This window comes from Vibrio injensis, assembly GCF_001895205.1.
Lineage (GTDB): Bacteria > Pseudomonadota > Gammaproteobacteria > Enterobacterales > Vibrionaceae > Vibrio > Vibrio injensis.
In genome coordinates this window covers 204,938-220,023 of the sequence record NZ_BDJF01000032.1, presented here as the reverse complement: position 1 = coordinate 220,023, position 15,086 = coordinate 204,938, and the positions used below count along the sequence as shown (strand labels likewise).

Genomic DNA, 15,086 nt, shown 5'->3' with positions numbered 1-15,086 from the left:
GATGAGATATATCATTTCCTTATTGTTGGAAAACCAGCCGGGTGCGCTTTCTCGTGTGGTTGGTTTGTTCTCTCAGCGTGGTTATAACATTGAAACATTAAACGTTTCGCCTACTGATGATGAAACATTGTCGCGTTTGAACATCACCACTAAATCAGATCAGATGCAATTAGAGCAGATTCAAAAGCAATTGCATAAGTTGATCGATGTTTTGAAAGTACAAGAAGTCTCTGAGTTTGAGCATATCGAGCGTGAATTAATGTTGGTTAAAGTTAAAGCCAGCGGTTTTGCTCGGGCTGAAGTCAAACGAACGGCGGATATCTTTCGTGGCCAGATTGTGGATGTGACTGCTGCGCAATATACGGTTCAGTTAACTGGAACCAGCGATAAACTGGATGCCTTTATTGCCGCGATCACCGAAGTCACGGAAGTGATTGAAGTGGCACGAAGTGGCGTTGTTGGCATGACCCGCGGTGAGCGAGCTCTACGTGGTTAATACAAACTAAAAAGCTCTAAAAAAACCAGCCTAGGCTGGTTTTTTCGTTTTATACATCGATGATTGATTAATGAAGAATGCGCGCACGAATGGTGCCATCGATGGCCTTGAGTTTGACTAAGGCTTCTTCAGAACGTGCAGTCTCGACGTCAATCACCACATAACCAATATTGGCGCTAGTTTGTAAATATTGCGCAGCAATGTTGATGCCATCTTGGGCAAAAATGGTGTTGATTTGGGTTAGGATACCGGGACGATTCTCATGGATATGCAATAAACGAGAACAATCACGATGCTGAGGTAACGATACTTCAGGGAAGTTAACGCTCGATAGGGTTGAGCCGTTATCTGAGTATTTGGTTAGTTTGCCTGCGACTTCAATACCAATGTTTTCTTGCGCTTCTTGAGTTGAGCCACCAACGTGTGGGGTAAGAAGGACATTATCAAACGCAGTTAGTGGCGACTCGAAGCGCTCTTTATTTGATGCCGGTTCCGTTGGGAAAACATCAATCGCGGCTCCAGCAATATGGCCAGATTCAAGAGCGCCACATAACGCAGGAATATCAACTACGGTCCCTCGCGCAGCGTTGATAAATATAGCGCCCGGTTTCATGCGAGCGAACTCTTCTGCCCCCATCATGTTTTTTGTTTCAGGCGTTTCTGGGACATGTAAAGAGATCACATCACACTTATTGAGTAACTCGCTCATGGTATGAACTTGAGTTGCATTACCTAAAGAGAGTTTATTTTCAATGTCGTAGAAATAGACATGCATGCCAAGGTTTTCAGCAATAATTCCAAGCTGAGTACCAATATGACCATAACCAATAATCCCTAAGCGTTTGCCGCGCGCTTCATAGGAATTGTCGGCACTTTTTTTCCAGATGCCACGATGAGCTAAAGCATTTTTCTCTGGGATACCACGTAGCAACAAGAGGATTTCGCCCAAAACCAATTCGGCTACACTGCGTGTGTTAGAAAAGGGAGCGTTAAATACCGGAATACCACGTTGGGCTGCAGCTTCTAGATTAACTTGGTTGGTGCCAATACAGAAGCAACCGATGGCGACCAGCTTATTAGCAGCATTAATGACTGACTCAGTGAGGTTGGTTCGTGAGCGAATACCGATAAAGTGGACGTCTTTGACGGCTTCCAGTAGCTCGTTTTCTTCGAGCGAACCTTTGTGATACTCAATATTGCTGTAACCTGCGGCTTGTAATACTTCGACGGTTGAAGGGTGTAGCCCTTCAAGCAGTAAGATTTTAATTTTATCTTTTTCTAGTGAAACTTTGGCCATGATACTCGTCCTTAAATATGGGAAATGGGCTTATTGAGTTAACCACAAGTATCCCCATTCCGTTTGAAGTTACCGTTTCATGTCATTGATGCTGGAGAGATGAATCGGTCATAGAGCTATTTTTCAAATGGTTTGGGTATCAAACGTCAATTATTGGACTTGTTTTATTCAACGCAAACGTTTTCCTTGGGTGTCTTTGCTCCAATAAACTAACAAATATTTTCCCGTTTGGGTAAGAAAATTACGGAATAAGCGAGAATATTCTTTAATGAAAAGCAATAAAAACGGCACTCAAGGTGCCGTTTGTAATCAAATAACCAAAAAGGTGGTGATTTTCTCAATCTTATTCTTCGATTTTAGCACCTTGTTCGGTGCCTGTGATCACCACATCGGCACCACGATGAGCAAATAAACCATTGGTTACGACACCGGTAATCGAGTTGATTTTATCTTCCAGTGCTTTGGCTTGAGTAATGTGCAGATCGTGCACATCCAAAATAATATTGCCGTTATCAGTAATCACCCCTTCACGATAGACAGGTTTTCCGCCCAATTTGCTCAATTCACGGCTAACGTAGCTACGCGCCATTGGGATAACTTCAACTGGCAATGGAAATTTCCCTAGTACGGGAACGGCTTTGCTGCCATCGACGATACAGATAAATTGTTTAGCAATCGCCGCAACAATTTTTTCTCGCGTTAAGGCTGCGCCACCGCCCTTAATCATTTCACGTTGAGCGTTGATCTCATCAGCACCATCGACGTAAATATCTAACGCTTCAATGTCATTACAGTCATAAACTTTGATGCCGAGTGCTTGGAGTTTTTCTGTTGAAGCAATAGAGCTAGAGACTGCGCCTTGAATATCATCCTTAATAGAGCCTAAGGCATCGATGAAGTGATTAACGGTTGACCCCGTGCCGACACCAACAATACTGCCTTTTTTGACATAGTTAAGTGCAGCCCAGCCGGCGGCTTTTTTCATTTCATCTTGAGTCATGCCTATCTCCTGATTGTGAGTCATTGAATGTTGGTTGGTATTCCCTGTCAATACATGAACCATAAAGGGGGAATAAGGGCGCGATTATATACTCAAATCGTATTCAGCTGTACTGAGAGAAGACAACAATCGAGTCGTTTATGTCTACACAGATCACGCTTTCCATTGCCAAACTCGCGTTGGCGTGACGATTTTAGGTAATGGAATATCCCAACTTTCGTGGGGTAATTGCTCGACATATTGACAGTTATGCGCAAGACCGATCGGTGTTGCCCCTTGGCCTGTCGCAAACCAATTGGCGAGGGTTCGATCGTAATATCCGCCTCCCATCCCTAAGCGTTGGCCATGAGCATCAAAGGCTACTAACGGGGTGCAGATCAGATCCAGTTGTCCGAGTGGTTGGATCAGTTGTTGATTGAGTCGCGGTTCAAGAATCGCAAAGCGATTACGCACCATAGGCGTTGTAGATTGATAACGTAAAAAAAGGAGATGACCGGGAGAAAATGGGTGCAATACTGGTAGATAAATACATTTACCTTGAGCCCATAACCATTCAATCAGAGGTTGTGTATTTAATTCACCATCAGTAGCCAGATACAAGGCAATGTGTTGGCTTGTTTTCGCTTCAGGAAGCTCAGTAAAGCGCTGGATTAAGTCTTGGCTGGCTTGCTGTTGCTCAGTCTGAGACAGTTGATTGCGTCGTTGGCGAATCAATGAACGTAGTTGTTGACGAGTTGGTAACATTAGGAACCCCAGAGTGCCGTTGAGGACTGTGGCCCTTGAACCAGCTGGTTCAAGGCGGATTAGCAATGGCTACCGTAGGCTTCTCGGTACAAGCCGAGCCTGCTCAATAGTGACCAAGTACCAACCCTTATGTGTTGCTTATCGGCTCAGGGACGTACATCCTCTGACAAACACTCCAGGGTAAAACTTGTGCAGGTAATGTAACACTATCCGTGTGGTACTTTATTGAGTACTGCTTGTAGTGATGCAGTCAGCTCTTCCACTCGCTCACTGATTTGTTGCTGTTGATCATTCTGCTTTTGTCGCTCCGTCTGTAGCTCATAGCAGATATTAAGAGCGGCAATGGTAAGTAGCTTAACCTCATTAGTTACCTTAGTACGTTCAGCCATATCTTTCAATCGTTGATCGAGATCTTGTGCGGCGCGTATTAACGAGGCTTCTTGTCCAGAAGGACAATTGACACGCGTTTTTTTGCCTAAAATTTCAACGTCAACCGCTTGATTACTCATGATAAGTGAACTCTATTCGCGTAACTAATGATGATTGTATCCGAGCAACCATCGAGGGGCAAACTATAGGTAAAGTGGTCACAAGATTCAAGCTTTTCAGGTTGATAAATAGTAATTGGCAAAGTAAACACCGACTTCTTAACCAATTTGCGTTAAAGGCAAGCACAAACCCAGCATGGAGGATTTTCCCGATGACCTCGAAGTGATAGGATGGCAATTATTTACCATGATGAAGTGACCATGAGCGATACAACGTTTCCCAGTTATAACCAACTAGCCAGCGAACTCCAAGCGGCATCGTTAGCGATAAATCCAGCTGAACTGCATGGTTTGATCGCTGGTATGCTAGCCGGAGGCTTAACCTTAAATGATCAAAGTTGGCAACCGCTGCTTTTTGATTACACCAATGATGGTATGGGCTGGCCGACGGGCGCATTAGAAAAAGCGAAACAGTTACTGTCCGCCACTCAAGCCGAACTTGCCAGTGAGGATTTTAAGTTAACCTTATTAGTACCGATCACCGATGATAGCGAGGCTCTATTTCAATTCGCGGATGGCGTCGCTGATTGGGTCAATCACTTCATTTCTGGGCTAGGTTTAATGGCTGTCACGCTGTCTGGGTTATCGACGCATGCTAAAGAAGCTCTGCAAGATTTAGAAGAGATCGCAAAATTAGGCATTGATGAACAAGACGATCTTGATCAGCAAGCGCAGTTACTTGAGCATGTGATTGAGCATATCAAGGCGTGTGTGTTTATGTTGTATATCGAGTTTAAAGGCTCGGTGAATCCTGATACTAAACCTATCGTGCATTAAGTGAGGCAGTGGTGAGAGAGGTGAAATCTTTTGATGTGATCATTGCTGGTGGTGCAATGGCAGGATCGACATTGGCGTTAGCATTGAATGCACTTAGTCAACGTGCTCTATCGATCGCCATTATCGAACCCTTTCAAACGAACCATCATGCACATCCAGGGTTTGATTCTCGCTCAATTGCGTTGGCTCATGGTACGGTGGAATTGTTAAAAAGCTGGGGGTTGTGGCAAAGCCTATGCCCCTTTGCCACACCGATAACTCAGATCCACGTTTCTGACCGCTCTCATGCAGGGATGGTTAACTTTGATTCTACCCACCTTGGTTTAGACGCTTTAGGGTATGTGGTCGAACTGTCTAAAGTTGGCCAACAGTACGCTGAGAAAATTAACGCCTGCGATAATATTACCTATTTTTGCCCACTGAGTGTCGAGCATGTTGAGCGCTCACCAGAACACGTTAGTGTAACCTTATCTGATCAACAGAGAATAACCGGAAAGTTATTGGTTGCTGCAGATGGTGCATTGTCGACATCTAGCGCCCAAATGGGATTCGTTCGCCAAGAACACGATTTTGAGCAGGTGGCTTTAATTACCAATGTGGTTTCTGCTCAGCAACATCGGGGACGTGCCTTTGAGCGTTTTACTGCATCTGGGCCTTTAGCGTTATTGCCCATGAGTGACGACCGCTTATCGTTAGTTTGGTGTTTATCTGCCGAACAGGCCGAACAGATGCTGTACGCTTCAGATAGTGAGTTTCTTGCTCAGTTACAAACGATGTTTGGCTGGCGCTTGGGGCGCTTTTTACAGGTTGGGCAACGTTCTACCTACCCATTAATTTTGCGTTATCATTCCCAGACTATCGCGCATCGATTTGTCACCATCGGTAATGCGGCACAAACGCTGCATCCTATTGCTGGACAAGGTTTTAATCTGGGGATCCGAGATATTGCTACACTTGCGCAAGTGCTGACCGAAGAAGATACTCAGTCGATGGGTGAGTACCGTCAATTAGCAACGTTTCGTCAGCGCCGTGAAGCGGATCGCCAAGCAACGATTCAATTAACGTCGACATTAGTTCATCTGTTTTCTAATGATTGGCTGACATTACGAGTGGGACGCAACTTAGGGTTGATGGCGATGGAAAATATCCCATTGTTAAAAGCGCCTCTACTCAATCACACTTTAGGATAAAGGTAATAAATATGATGCAAAGTGTGGACATTGCCATCGTCGGTGGTGGTATGGTTGGGCTAACGCTGGCGGTTGCGCTAAAAGATTCCGATCTGAGAATCGCGATCATTGAAAGTAAAACGCCGGATACTCAGTTTGACGATTTACCTGATGTTCGAGTGTCAGCCTTGAGTCGCGCGAGTGAAACAGTCTTGAAAAATCTTGGTGTATGGTCGGGGATCCTTGCGCGTCGAGCGAATCCTTACTTCGCAATGGAAGTATGGGAACAAGATAGTTTCGCCAAGATTGAGTTTTCTGCGCAGGAAATTACCCAGCCTAACCTTGGGCATATTGTTGAAAATAGAGTGATTCAATTGGCACTGCTTGATGAAGTAAAAAAACAAGCCAATGTCAGTCTATATATGCCAGCTCATTGCCAACAATTGGCTATTGGCGAGAATGAAGCGTGGTTAACCCTAAGTGACGGGCAAGCATTAACGGCTAAATTGATCGTCGGTGCGGATGGTGCTCACTCTTGGGTGCGTCGCCAAGTCGACATTCCCTTAACGTATTGGGATTATGGTCATCATGCTTTGGTTGCTAACGTTCGTACTGAGTTGGCACATCAGGCGATAGCTAGGCAAGTTTTTACTCCACAAGGGCCGCTAGCCTTTTTACCAATGGGGGACATGCACATGAGTTCGATTGTGTGGTCAACCGAAGCGAGTCGTGCTCAGCAATTAATGGCCTTAGAGGAGCAGGCATTTAATAAAGCATTGACGGCTGAGTTTGATGCTCGTCTTGGCTGTTGTGAAGTCGTTGGTACAAGGCATGCTATTCCGTTAACGGCACGCTATGCTCGTGATTTTGCTAGACAGCGCATCGCATTAGTCGGTGATGCAGCACACACCATTCATCCATTGGCGGGGCAGGGTGTTAACTTAGGATTACTTGATGCCGCTGGTTTGGCGGAGCATCTTCTCTCTACTTGGCAGCAAGGGCTTGATATTGGTCAGCATCGCTATTTACGACCTTACGAACGTTGGCGTAAAGCAGAAGCTGCCAAAATGCTAGCTAGCATGCAAGGTTTTAAAGAGTTATTTTCTGGTGATCATCCGGCTAAAAAATGGCTACGTGGCATGGGTATGCAGTTAGCGGGACAAATTCCCGGAGGGAAACAGATGATGATGCAGCATGCGCTCGGTTTAAAAGGTAAATTGCCTAGAATCGCTCAGGGTCTTCAGGCAGATCATTTCCGCGATTACAATCCATTGAGCTAGACATTGGTTCGCAGAACGATCGTTTCTCGTGTCGATGAAACATAAAAAAGGGTTAGCTGTAAAGCTAACCCTTTTTCGAATAATGAGTTAATTAAGCGTATGCACAACGTAAGCGACGGATTTCTTGGTTGACCTCGTTGACGGTCTGGAAATGTCGTTGTTCGGCACGTTCAGGTAAGATCAATTTTCCGTGGTCAAACTCAAATCTACCAACACCATAGATATAGATTCTTCCTTTAAAAAGACGACTTACGTGCTTAGCAATCATACTGGGTGTATAGCGCTTAAACAGTCTCATATTTCGATCCTTTCTTTATTTCCATGCAAGTAAGTATAGGTTAAATCACAGAAAAATAGTGTGATGAAGGCAGCTATACTTACTGCATTGACTGACGAATTTAATAGTTTGCCCGATTACCTATCTCGATTCGGTGTATGAACATTTGGCGATAGGATAGACCATGCTTTAGGTATCGACGGCAGTGATGATGGTTATGGCGCCTATTTAGCCAAATGAATATGACAGTAATAAGAATAGCGGAAGAAAATAAAAACGAGTGATAGATGGGGGAGTTTTTTGTAAAAAATGCCCGCAAGGTTGCGGGCTAAATAATCACAGATGCATTACACACAAAGCGAGTTACAGGTAAAACCTGCTAACCGCTTTTTACTGACGATGTTCCTGAACACTTAATCAGAACCTTGATATCAAGTGAACGGACTGACCTTCATCAGTAAAATCAGGGTAACTGAAAATCATACCGTTAACTATTTATGATTGAAAAGTGATTTAATATTCATGTGAATACATTGAATAATTTAGCTGTGATCACACTATCTTGGTCATGAATAGCACTAATCGCGAACGATATCTGCAAATTTAGGTTGGCATAACTCAACCAAGTCATTGAGTGCTAAGGCTATCCCTGCATGCGGTGAGCCACTGCTAATGGTGACCAACGTTTGTTGTTTTAATGAATAGTCAAAAATAACCGGTAACGATATGGTTAAGCATAATGGCGTGACAGTGCCTATTGTATAGCCTGTCAACGCTTCAACTTGAGAGCGGTCGACGCAAGTCATTCTTCGCCAATCTAATACTCTGCGAACTTTCTTCGGATCCACAGTTTGATCGCCAGGTACACACGCTAAAGCCAAACGGTTACTCATATCGCGCAGTAAAAGACATTTGACCATTTGACTGGGATCGATGCCGCGTTGACGTGCGGCATCTTCGATGGTGATTGCGGCTGACTGATGATGCAGCAACTGATGATCGACCTTTTGTTGCTCTAAGTAGTTGATGATTGGGGTTGAAAGTGGTTTAAGCATCATCTAATGAATAGGGTAAAGGTTGTAGTGTCCAGCGTGTCTCTGGCTGAGATTTTATGCGTAATAGGGTATCAGACTCAAGGTTATTGGGGAGAACAATAAGCCCGATAGCACGTTGATCGGCAAAAGAGTAATGGGCCATCAGTACCCCAGCGCTGCGCCAGTTATCACCAACCGCTCGTTCTAATTCAATGCTTTGATCGGCGTTTAATGGCTGATGAATATCACCGGCGACCAGACATAAAGCTCGCTTATTGATCCCTCGGTATTTGGCTCGTGCTACCGTTTCTTGGCCAGTATAACAGCCTTTGTTAAAGCTGATGCCGCCTAAAGCCTGTAAGTTTAACGCTTGCGGGATATGCTCATTTTGCTGCTCTTGAGTGACGATCGGTAGTGCTTCTTGAATCTCAAAGCGAGTCCAGATCTCTGAGTTGACGCGCTGAGCTGGCATGTTTTCCAGTAAGGCTTCTACGGAATCAGGATTAACTAACAGTAACCAACGTTTAGCGCTGATTTTTACCGCCGTTCCTTGCTCTAAAACACGTACGTCATCGCGACAATCACTGAATTGGTCTAGCCACCGTTCAGCTTGTGTTCCGATAAGGCCTAAAGCGACATCTTGGCTTTGGTCGATGGTCACTTTAGAAAAAATCGCGTACTTTTTGAGTTCTCGTAATTCGACGTCAACCGCTGAAGCGGGTTGGAACATGGCGTAACCATCTCGGTGATGAAATAAACGAAAAGCGCTCCATACTTTGCCTTTCGCGTCGCAGTGTGCGCCGTAAACCATTTGTTGTGCAGGTAATGCGACCACATTACAGGTGAGCTGTCCTTGTAAGTAAGGTTTACTATCGATGCCTGAAACGCAGATTGCGCTCCACTGTTCGAGATGGGTCACCATCAATTCCGGTAATAAGTCATCGGTGGTCACTAAAAGAGGGGTAAATGTATTTTTCCAGCTCATATCCTTCACCTAACTGAAATGATTTTCACTATGTTAATCTGGATCAAGTTTTTTGTCAGCTTGAATAGGGACTGTGACTAAGCTACTAGTTGTATTGAGGGTTGCTTGTTACACTTGCCAAAAATGTACCTAAGGTGAGGAAAGTCGATGTACACTGCGCAAGAAAAAGCACGAGTGAAATGGGCATGCCGTCGTGGCATGTTAGAACTTGATGTGGTTGTCATGCCCTTTTTCGAGGAGTGTTTTGAAGCCTTGAGTGAATCAGAGCAACAAGATTTTGTCTCTTTACTTGAGTGTGATGACCCTGATCTCTTTACTTGGATCATGGGCCACGGGCGCTCTGAAAATCTCGGTCATGCTGCCATGGTAGACAAGATTGTCGCTTATAATCTCAGCAAAGTCCGTTAAGCTTGCTTTAAGTCCTTCCCTGTTTGCCCATATTACCGCGTGGTGTCTGTTGATGCTGCTGATATGGGCATTATTAATTTCGCCCATTCCTCTCATCGCCGCTATGGTGATCCTGTGTTATTGGCTAAAAACACCTTTATTAGATTGGTTACCAGCGACTTTATCACAAGAAGTTGAGATTGATTTTTCTGGACGGCTGCGATGGGCAGACCAAGAGTTGTCTTACCAAGGTGTATCGTTATTATATCGAGGATTATTCATTCGTTTTTATGGTCGGCAGCGATCCGTGCTCCTATGGCGAGATAGTTGCTCTGCAACGGATTATCGTCAGTTGCTGGGGCGCTTAAAACGGGAGCATTCAGGCTCCCGTTAACGGTGTCATCTTGGTGAGAGAATAGTTGGGCCACTCTTTTCCAGTGGTTCAGGATAATCTAGTGTGTAGTGTAACCCTCTACTCTCTTTGCGCTGCATTGCACAGCGAACCATCAGCTCTGCGACCTGCAATAAGTTACGCAGCTCAAGGAGGTTATTGGATACTCGGAAATGACTGTAGTATTCATGGGTCTCTTGCTGTAATAACTGAATACGTCGTAAAGCTCGTGCTAGACGTTTATCGGTGCGAACAATGCCCATGTAATCCCACATAAATAGACGGAGTTCATGCCAATTGTGCTGAATAACGACTTCTTCATCCGAGCAAGTCACTTTACTTTCATCCCAATGAGGTAGGGAAGGTGGCATCTGGGCTTGAGGATATTGGCGTAAAATATCTTGGGCGGCAGACCAAGCATAAACCACACACTCTAACAAAGAGTTAGACGCCATACGGTTAGCACCATGCAAGCCGGTGTAACTGACCTCACCAATCGCATATAACTGTTTAAGATCCGTTTGGCCCTGCTGATTGATAACCACTCCACCACAAGTGTAATGAGCTGCTGGAACAATCGGGATCGGTTCTTTGGTCATATCAATGCCTAAATCCATCAGGCGGTTATGTATGGTTGGAAAATGTTTCTCAATAAACGCCGCGGGTTTATGGCTGATATCAAGATACATACAATCTGCGCCCAAACGTTTCATTTCATAATCGATTGCGCGAGCGACGATGTCCCGCGGAGCCAATTCTGCCCGAGGATCAAAATCGGTCATAAAACGGCTGCCATCGGGGCGACGTAAATAAGCGCCTTCACCGCGTAGTGCTTCAGTCAGTAGGAAATTACGAGCTTCTGGATGATACAAACACGTCGGATGAAATTGGTTAAATTCCAGATTAGCGACTCGGCAGCCTGCACGCCACGCCATGGCGATACCATCCCCCGAGGAAACATCGGGATTTGAAGTGTATTGATATACCTTTGATGCGCCACCGGTCGCGAGCACAACAAATTTAGCTCGAATCGTTTCAACATGTTCATCATTACGATTCCAGACATAAGCACCGACGACTTTATTCTCATCGCCACCAATTTTATCTTCGGTGATCAAATCGAGCGCATTGTAACGTTCAAACAGGCGAATATTAGGGTGATGGAGAATATTATCTTGCAGCGAGGTTTGCATCGCCATGCCTGTTGCATCGGCGGCGTGCAAAATGCGTCGATGGCTGTGGCCACCTTCTCGGGTTAAATGGTAGCGCGGCTGCCCCTCAGGGTCGTTCTCTTCTTTGTCAAAAGGCACGCCACCATCGATCAGCCACTGAACACAGGCTTTGGCGTGTTCAGCGATAAATTGTACCGTCTCTGGGTCGCAGATCCCTGCACCAGCGATCAGCGTATCTTGCACATGAGATTCGATGCTATCGGATTCGTCAAACACCGCTGCAATACCGCCTTGTGCGTAATAGGTCGCCCCTTCACTACGAGGTCCTTTGCTCAATACAATCACATGACAGTGCTCAGCCACTTGCAGTGCTAAAGATAAGCCTGCCGCGCCACTACCTACTATCAATACGTCGCATTGATGTTCTCGAGAGTCGTTCATAAGATGGTTTACTTCCTGAACTTTAAGTGGAACATGCCCACTTGAAATTAAACTAAAGCTGACAAGGTATTTACTTGTTGTACGCGTAACTAACCTTTAAGATTTTCATACCTTGTTGTCTATACCTCAAGTAATCTTACTTAGGTATCCGTTGTTCATTACAGCATAATGCGCAGCGTAAAGGAAAATTTTACCTAGCATTGAACTTTCTGTGCGTAATTGAGTCACAATAGTGCTCATGTAAGCAGCGGTGTCAAGCAAGCATTCTGCATAATTAGAGCCCATATCTGAGAAGGTAGGGGGATAACAATAGGAGTAACCGCTCGAATGAACGAGCAGCTGACCGATCAAGTGTTGATTGAGCGAGTTCAGAACGGAGATAAGCAGGCATTTAATCTTTTGGTGTTGAGATACCAAAATAAGGTGTGCAATCTTATTTCGCGGTATGTGAGCAACTCTGGAGACGTGCCCGATGTCGCACAAGAAGCGTTTATTAAAGCGTATCGTGCGATTCCGACGTTTCGCGGTGAGAGTGCGTTTTATACTTGGTTATATCGCATTGCTGTCAATACTGCGAAAAATCATATCGTCGCTCAAAGCCGCCGGCCACCAGCGAATGATATTGATGCTGAAGACGCTGAATTTTACGAAACCAATAATGCATTAAAAGAAATATCGAACCCTGAAAACATTACGCTGTCCAAAGAATTGAAGCAGGTAGTGTTTAATGCGATAGAGGCGTTGCCTGAAGATTTAAAAACTGCGATGACGTTGCGAGAGCTGGAAGGTTTAAGCTACGAAGAGATCGCCGAAGTCATGGATTGCCCCGTTGGTACGGTGCGTTCTCGTATCTTCCGTGCTCGTGAAGCGGTAGAAAAGCGGATTAAACCACTTTTATAACCGATAATGAGCAATAAACATGGTGAAAATAATGGCTGACAAAGAAAAGCTTTCAGCGCTTATGGATGGCGAAGTGGTCGATAAATCGTTGTTACAAACGATCGCCCACGATGATGAAAGTCTCGATACGTGGAAAAACTACCACTTGATCGGTGATGTCATGCGTGGTGATGCACCCGTGAGTCCAGAATGGAATATTGCTGGAAGGGTCGCTCTCGCTCTAGAAAATGAACCTGCTCATACTCGGTTAAGCGTCGTCACAACAACTGAATCTGCTGAGCCTCGACTTGAAGAGCAGCCTGCGGCGCAAAAAGCTCGTCGCCAGTTACCCGCTTGGCTTAGCCAATTTGGGCAAGTAGCCATTGCTGCTAGCGTGTCGTTAGCGGTGATTATCGGCGTGCAACAATACGGTGGTAATGATACCGTCGGTGTGCAAGACGATCAAATACCGGTCTTGCAGACAATCCCATTCTCAGGCAGCGCTGAACCTGTGAGTTTGACGCGTGATTCCGTCAATCGACACAGCAGTAATGAAGCTAGTATGCAAGAGCAGCGTCGACGGATTAATGCATTACTGCAAGATTACGAACTACAGCTAAGATTAAATAGTGATAATCTGGCCCCCCACACTCAACTCGCTGAACCGGTAATGGAATGAAAAAAGTCCTGATCAGTGTGCTGGCACTGTTCAGTTTGCATGTGACTCAGGCCTTTGCAGAGGAATTATCTGCAGAGGCTTTGTTGCATCAGATGAACGACGCAAGTCAGCATCTCAATTATGAACTCTCTTATATTCTGCTAAAGAAAAACAGCATTGAGCCTTTGCTGTATCGTCACGCTCGGCAAGATGAGCAACAATTTGCGCATTTGATTTATCTCAGTGGTCCAGTACGAGAAGTGATTCGTCGTGGTAATGAAGTCAGCTACATCGAACCCGGTGTTGAGCCTTTTACGATTGAATCTGGCACTATGGTCGCGCCAACCATTCCGATGCTCAATAGTGATGTCGCTAAGCTTGGTCAATACTACGATTTTGTTAAGATGGGACGCGCTCGTGAAGCTGGGGCGGCCTGCCAAGTCTTGCGGATTGTACCTAAAGATGGTTTACGCTATTCCTATGTACTGTGGATAGATGAACACAGTTCACTACCTTTACGTGCCGATTTAGTTGATCGCGATGGAGAAGTGCTTGAGCAGTACCGTACTATTTCTTATTCGATTAATGATCAATTGGCTACGCTAATGTCTGGACTGAATAAGGTTCAACTGCCTGAAGTACTGTCATTACCTAAAGGTAATATTCAGCAAACTTTTTGGCAGGTAGGGTGGAAACCCGATGGTTTTCAACCTCTTGAGTTAAATCGCTATCGGATGGCGATGACAGAGCGTTTAGTCGAGAGTCAAATGTTTTCCGACGGTCTGTTTAATTTTTCTGTGTATGTCTCCGTTCGTGATGATCATTCACTCAAAGGTCAGTTAGTTCGGCAAGGTCGACGCACCTTACACAGCGTGATCAATGGTGATAATGAAATCTCTGTGGTTGGTGATATACCTCCAGCAACCGCGCAGCGTATTGCTCAATCGATCACGTTTAGTCGTCCTGAGGTCTCACCATGATGACCGCGCTAGCCACCGTAACTGAGGTAAAGCCTCAATCCAGAGGTTATCTCGTTGCGTTGAGTTGTGATCAGCAAACCAGTTGTAACCAATGTGCCTCAGTCAAAAGCTGTGGGACGGGGATAGTCTCAAAAGCGATAGGCAACAAAGCTTTGTTTTGGCGCTTAGTGACCGATAAACCAGTCACCATCGGGCAAATCGTTGAGATTGGTTTACCTGAAAAAAGCTTACTTCAATCAGCAGCCTTGGTCTATTTAGTTCCACTATTGATGATGATTGTGGGAGCGGTATTGGGAGAACTGTGGTTTGCGCCATTGTTAGGAGCATCGGAAGGCATCGTGATTGCTTGTGCTCTATTGTTTATGGGCTTAGGCGTTGTGATCGCAAAATATTTTTCTACTCAGTTAGAAAATGACTCATCACAGCAGGTGATCTTGCTACGTGTCTTTGGTGAGCCGATCGCCTAAATTATGGTGCGAAGCCTAGCGAAATTGGGTAGAATCGGCCAACTTAAATGAAATGCCACTTCGGTGGCGTTTCTTATTCCCTAATCAGCAAAGAGTTTAGTCAT

At 45.1% G+C, this 15,086-nt stretch carries 18 protein-coding genes and 1 other RNA gene; 10 read left to right on the top strand and 9 right to left on the bottom strand.

The window, feature by feature from the left end; genetic code table 11:
- The first annotated feature begins 1 nt into the window (after position 1).
- Positions 2–496: an acetolactate synthase small subunit gene (ilvN, locus tag BSR11_RS16820; protein WP_072671484.1), complete on the top strand. Its 495-nt coding sequence runs from the start codon at positions 2–4 to the stop codon at positions 494–496.
- Between the two features lie 67 nt (positions 497–563).
- On the opposite strand, the gene serA is transcribed toward ilvN, so the two are convergent.
- The 5 genes from serA to zapA form a co-directional block, all read right to left on the bottom strand.
- The gene (serA, locus tag BSR11_RS16815) at positions 564–1,793 is read right to left on the bottom strand and encodes a phosphoglycerate dehydrogenase (protein WP_072671483.1); all 1,230 of its coding nucleotides are present in this window, start codon (positions 1,791–1,793) and stop codon (positions 564–566) included.
- 343 nt (positions 1,794–2,136) lie between these two features.
- A complete protein-coding gene (gene rpiA, locus BSR11_RS16810; protein ID WP_072671481.1) occupies positions 2,137–2,793 on the bottom strand; it encodes a ribose-5-phosphate isomerase RpiA in 657 nt (218 codons plus the stop codon).
- A 153-nt stretch (positions 2,794–2,946) separates the two neighbouring features.
- A complete protein-coding gene (locus BSR11_RS16805) occupies positions 2,947–3,537 on the bottom strand; it encodes a 5-formyltetrahydrofolate cyclo-ligase (protein WP_072671480.1) in 591 nt (196 codons plus the stop codon).
- A gap of 1 nt (position 3,538) precedes the next feature.
- Positions 3,539–3,722: non-coding RNA, 6S RNA (ssrS, locus tag BSR11_RS16800), on the bottom strand.
- 21 nt (positions 3,723–3,743) lie between these two features.
- Complete coding sequence (gene zapA / locus BSR11_RS16795) at positions 3,744–4,046, bottom strand: cell division protein ZapA (RefSeq protein WP_072671478.1); 303 nt, start codon at positions 4,044–4,046, stop codon at positions 3,744–3,746.
- Between the two features lie 240 nt (positions 4,047–4,286).
- Here zapA and BSR11_RS16790 point away from each other — a divergent pair, with 240 nt between their 5' ends.
- The 3 genes from BSR11_RS16790 to BSR11_RS16780 are packed head-to-tail and all read left to right on the top strand — an operon-like array spanning position 4,287 to position 7,311.
- The gene (locus BSR11_RS16790) at positions 4,287–4,862 is read left to right on the top strand and encodes a YecA/YgfB family protein (RefSeq protein ID WP_072671516.1); all 576 of its coding nucleotides are present in this window, start codon (positions 4,287–4,289) and stop codon (positions 4,860–4,862) included.
- Between the two features lie 20 nt (positions 4,863–4,882).
- A complete protein-coding gene (gene ubiH / locus BSR11_RS16785) occupies positions 4,883–6,052 on the top strand; it encodes a 2-octaprenyl-6-methoxyphenyl hydroxylase (protein WP_167363670.1) in 1,170 nt (389 codons plus the stop codon).
- Positions 6,053–6,063: 11 nt separating this feature from the next.
- Positions 6,064–7,311, top strand: coding sequence for an FAD-dependent 2-octaprenylphenol hydroxylase (locus BSR11_RS16780; RefSeq protein ID WP_072671474.1), 1,248 nt, complete (start codon positions 6,064–6,066; stop codon positions 7,309–7,311).
- 91 nt (positions 7,312–7,402) lie between these two features.
- Here BSR11_RS16780 and BSR11_RS16775 read toward each other — a convergent pair whose 3' ends face one another.
- The 3 genes from BSR11_RS16775 to ygfZ form a co-directional block, all read right to left on the bottom strand.
- On the bottom strand, positions 7,403–7,609 hold the full coding sequence (locus tag BSR11_RS16775; RefSeq protein WP_040903845.1) for a DUF1107 domain-containing protein: 207 nt from the start codon (positions 7,607–7,609) through the stop codon (positions 7,403–7,405).
- Positions 7,610–8,166: 557 nt separating this feature from the next.
- Positions 8,167–8,646: an aminoacyl-tRNA deacylase gene (locus tag BSR11_RS16770; RefSeq protein WP_375152960.1), complete on the bottom strand. Its 480-nt coding sequence runs from the start codon at positions 8,644–8,646 to the stop codon at positions 8,167–8,169.
- Entirely contained in the window at positions 8,636–9,607 is a 972-nt protein-coding gene (gene ygfZ, locus BSR11_RS16765; RefSeq protein ID WP_072671472.1) for a tRNA-modifying protein YgfZ, read from the bottom strand. The genes BSR11_RS16770 and ygfZ overlap by 11 nt, the downstream gene beginning before the upstream one ends.
- A gap of 147 nt (positions 9,608–9,754) precedes the next feature.
- Between ygfZ and BSR11_RS16760 the strand changes: the two genes are divergently transcribed.
- Both BSR11_RS16760 and BSR11_RS16755 read left to right on the top strand, forming a co-directional pair.
- The gene (locus BSR11_RS16760) at positions 9,755–10,015 is read left to right on the top strand and encodes an FAD assembly factor SdhE (protein ID WP_072671471.1); all 261 of its coding nucleotides are present in this window, start codon (positions 9,755–9,757) and stop codon (positions 10,013–10,015) included.
- Positions 9,984–10,388 (top strand): protein YgfX, encoded by a 405-nt coding sequence (locus BSR11_RS16755; RefSeq protein WP_309048914.1) that lies wholly within the window; start codon positions 9,984–9,986, stop codon positions 10,386–10,388. The genes BSR11_RS16760 and BSR11_RS16755 overlap by 32 nt, the downstream gene beginning before the upstream one ends.
- Before the next feature lie 5 nt (positions 10,389–10,393).
- On the opposite strand, the gene nadB is transcribed toward BSR11_RS16755, so the two are convergent.
- Positions 10,394–11,998, bottom strand: a complete 1,605-nt coding sequence (nadB, locus tag BSR11_RS16750) for an L-aspartate oxidase (RefSeq protein WP_072671467.1) — start codon at positions 11,996–11,998, stop codon at positions 10,394–10,396.
- Positions 11,999–12,325: 327 nt separating this feature from the next.
- Between nadB and rpoE the strand changes: the two genes are divergently transcribed.
- The 4 genes from rpoE to BSR11_RS16730 are packed head-to-tail and all read left to right on the top strand — an operon-like array spanning position 12,326 to position 14,982.
- Positions 12,326–12,898: an RNA polymerase sigma factor RpoE gene (gene rpoE / locus BSR11_RS16745; RefSeq protein ID WP_072671466.1), complete on the top strand. Its 573-nt coding sequence runs from the start codon at positions 12,326–12,328 to the stop codon at positions 12,896–12,898.
- 31 nt (positions 12,899–12,929) lie between these two features.
- Complete coding sequence (locus tag BSR11_RS16740) at positions 12,930–13,556, top strand: sigma-E factor negative regulatory protein (protein ID WP_072671511.1); 627 nt, start codon at positions 12,930–12,932, stop codon at positions 13,554–13,556.
- A complete protein-coding gene (gene rseB, locus BSR11_RS16735) occupies positions 13,553–14,515 on the top strand; it encodes a sigma-E factor regulatory protein RseB (RefSeq protein ID WP_072671464.1) in 963 nt (320 codons plus the stop codon). Before BSR11_RS16740 ends, rseB begins: the two co-directional genes overlap by 4 nt.
- Complete coding sequence (locus tag BSR11_RS16730) at positions 14,512–14,982, top strand: SoxR reducing system RseC family protein (protein WP_072671462.1); 471 nt, start codon at positions 14,512–14,514, stop codon at positions 14,980–14,982. The genes rseB and BSR11_RS16730 overlap by 4 nt, the downstream gene beginning before the upstream one ends.
- The last annotated feature ends 104 nt before the right edge of the window (positions 14,983–15,086 follow it).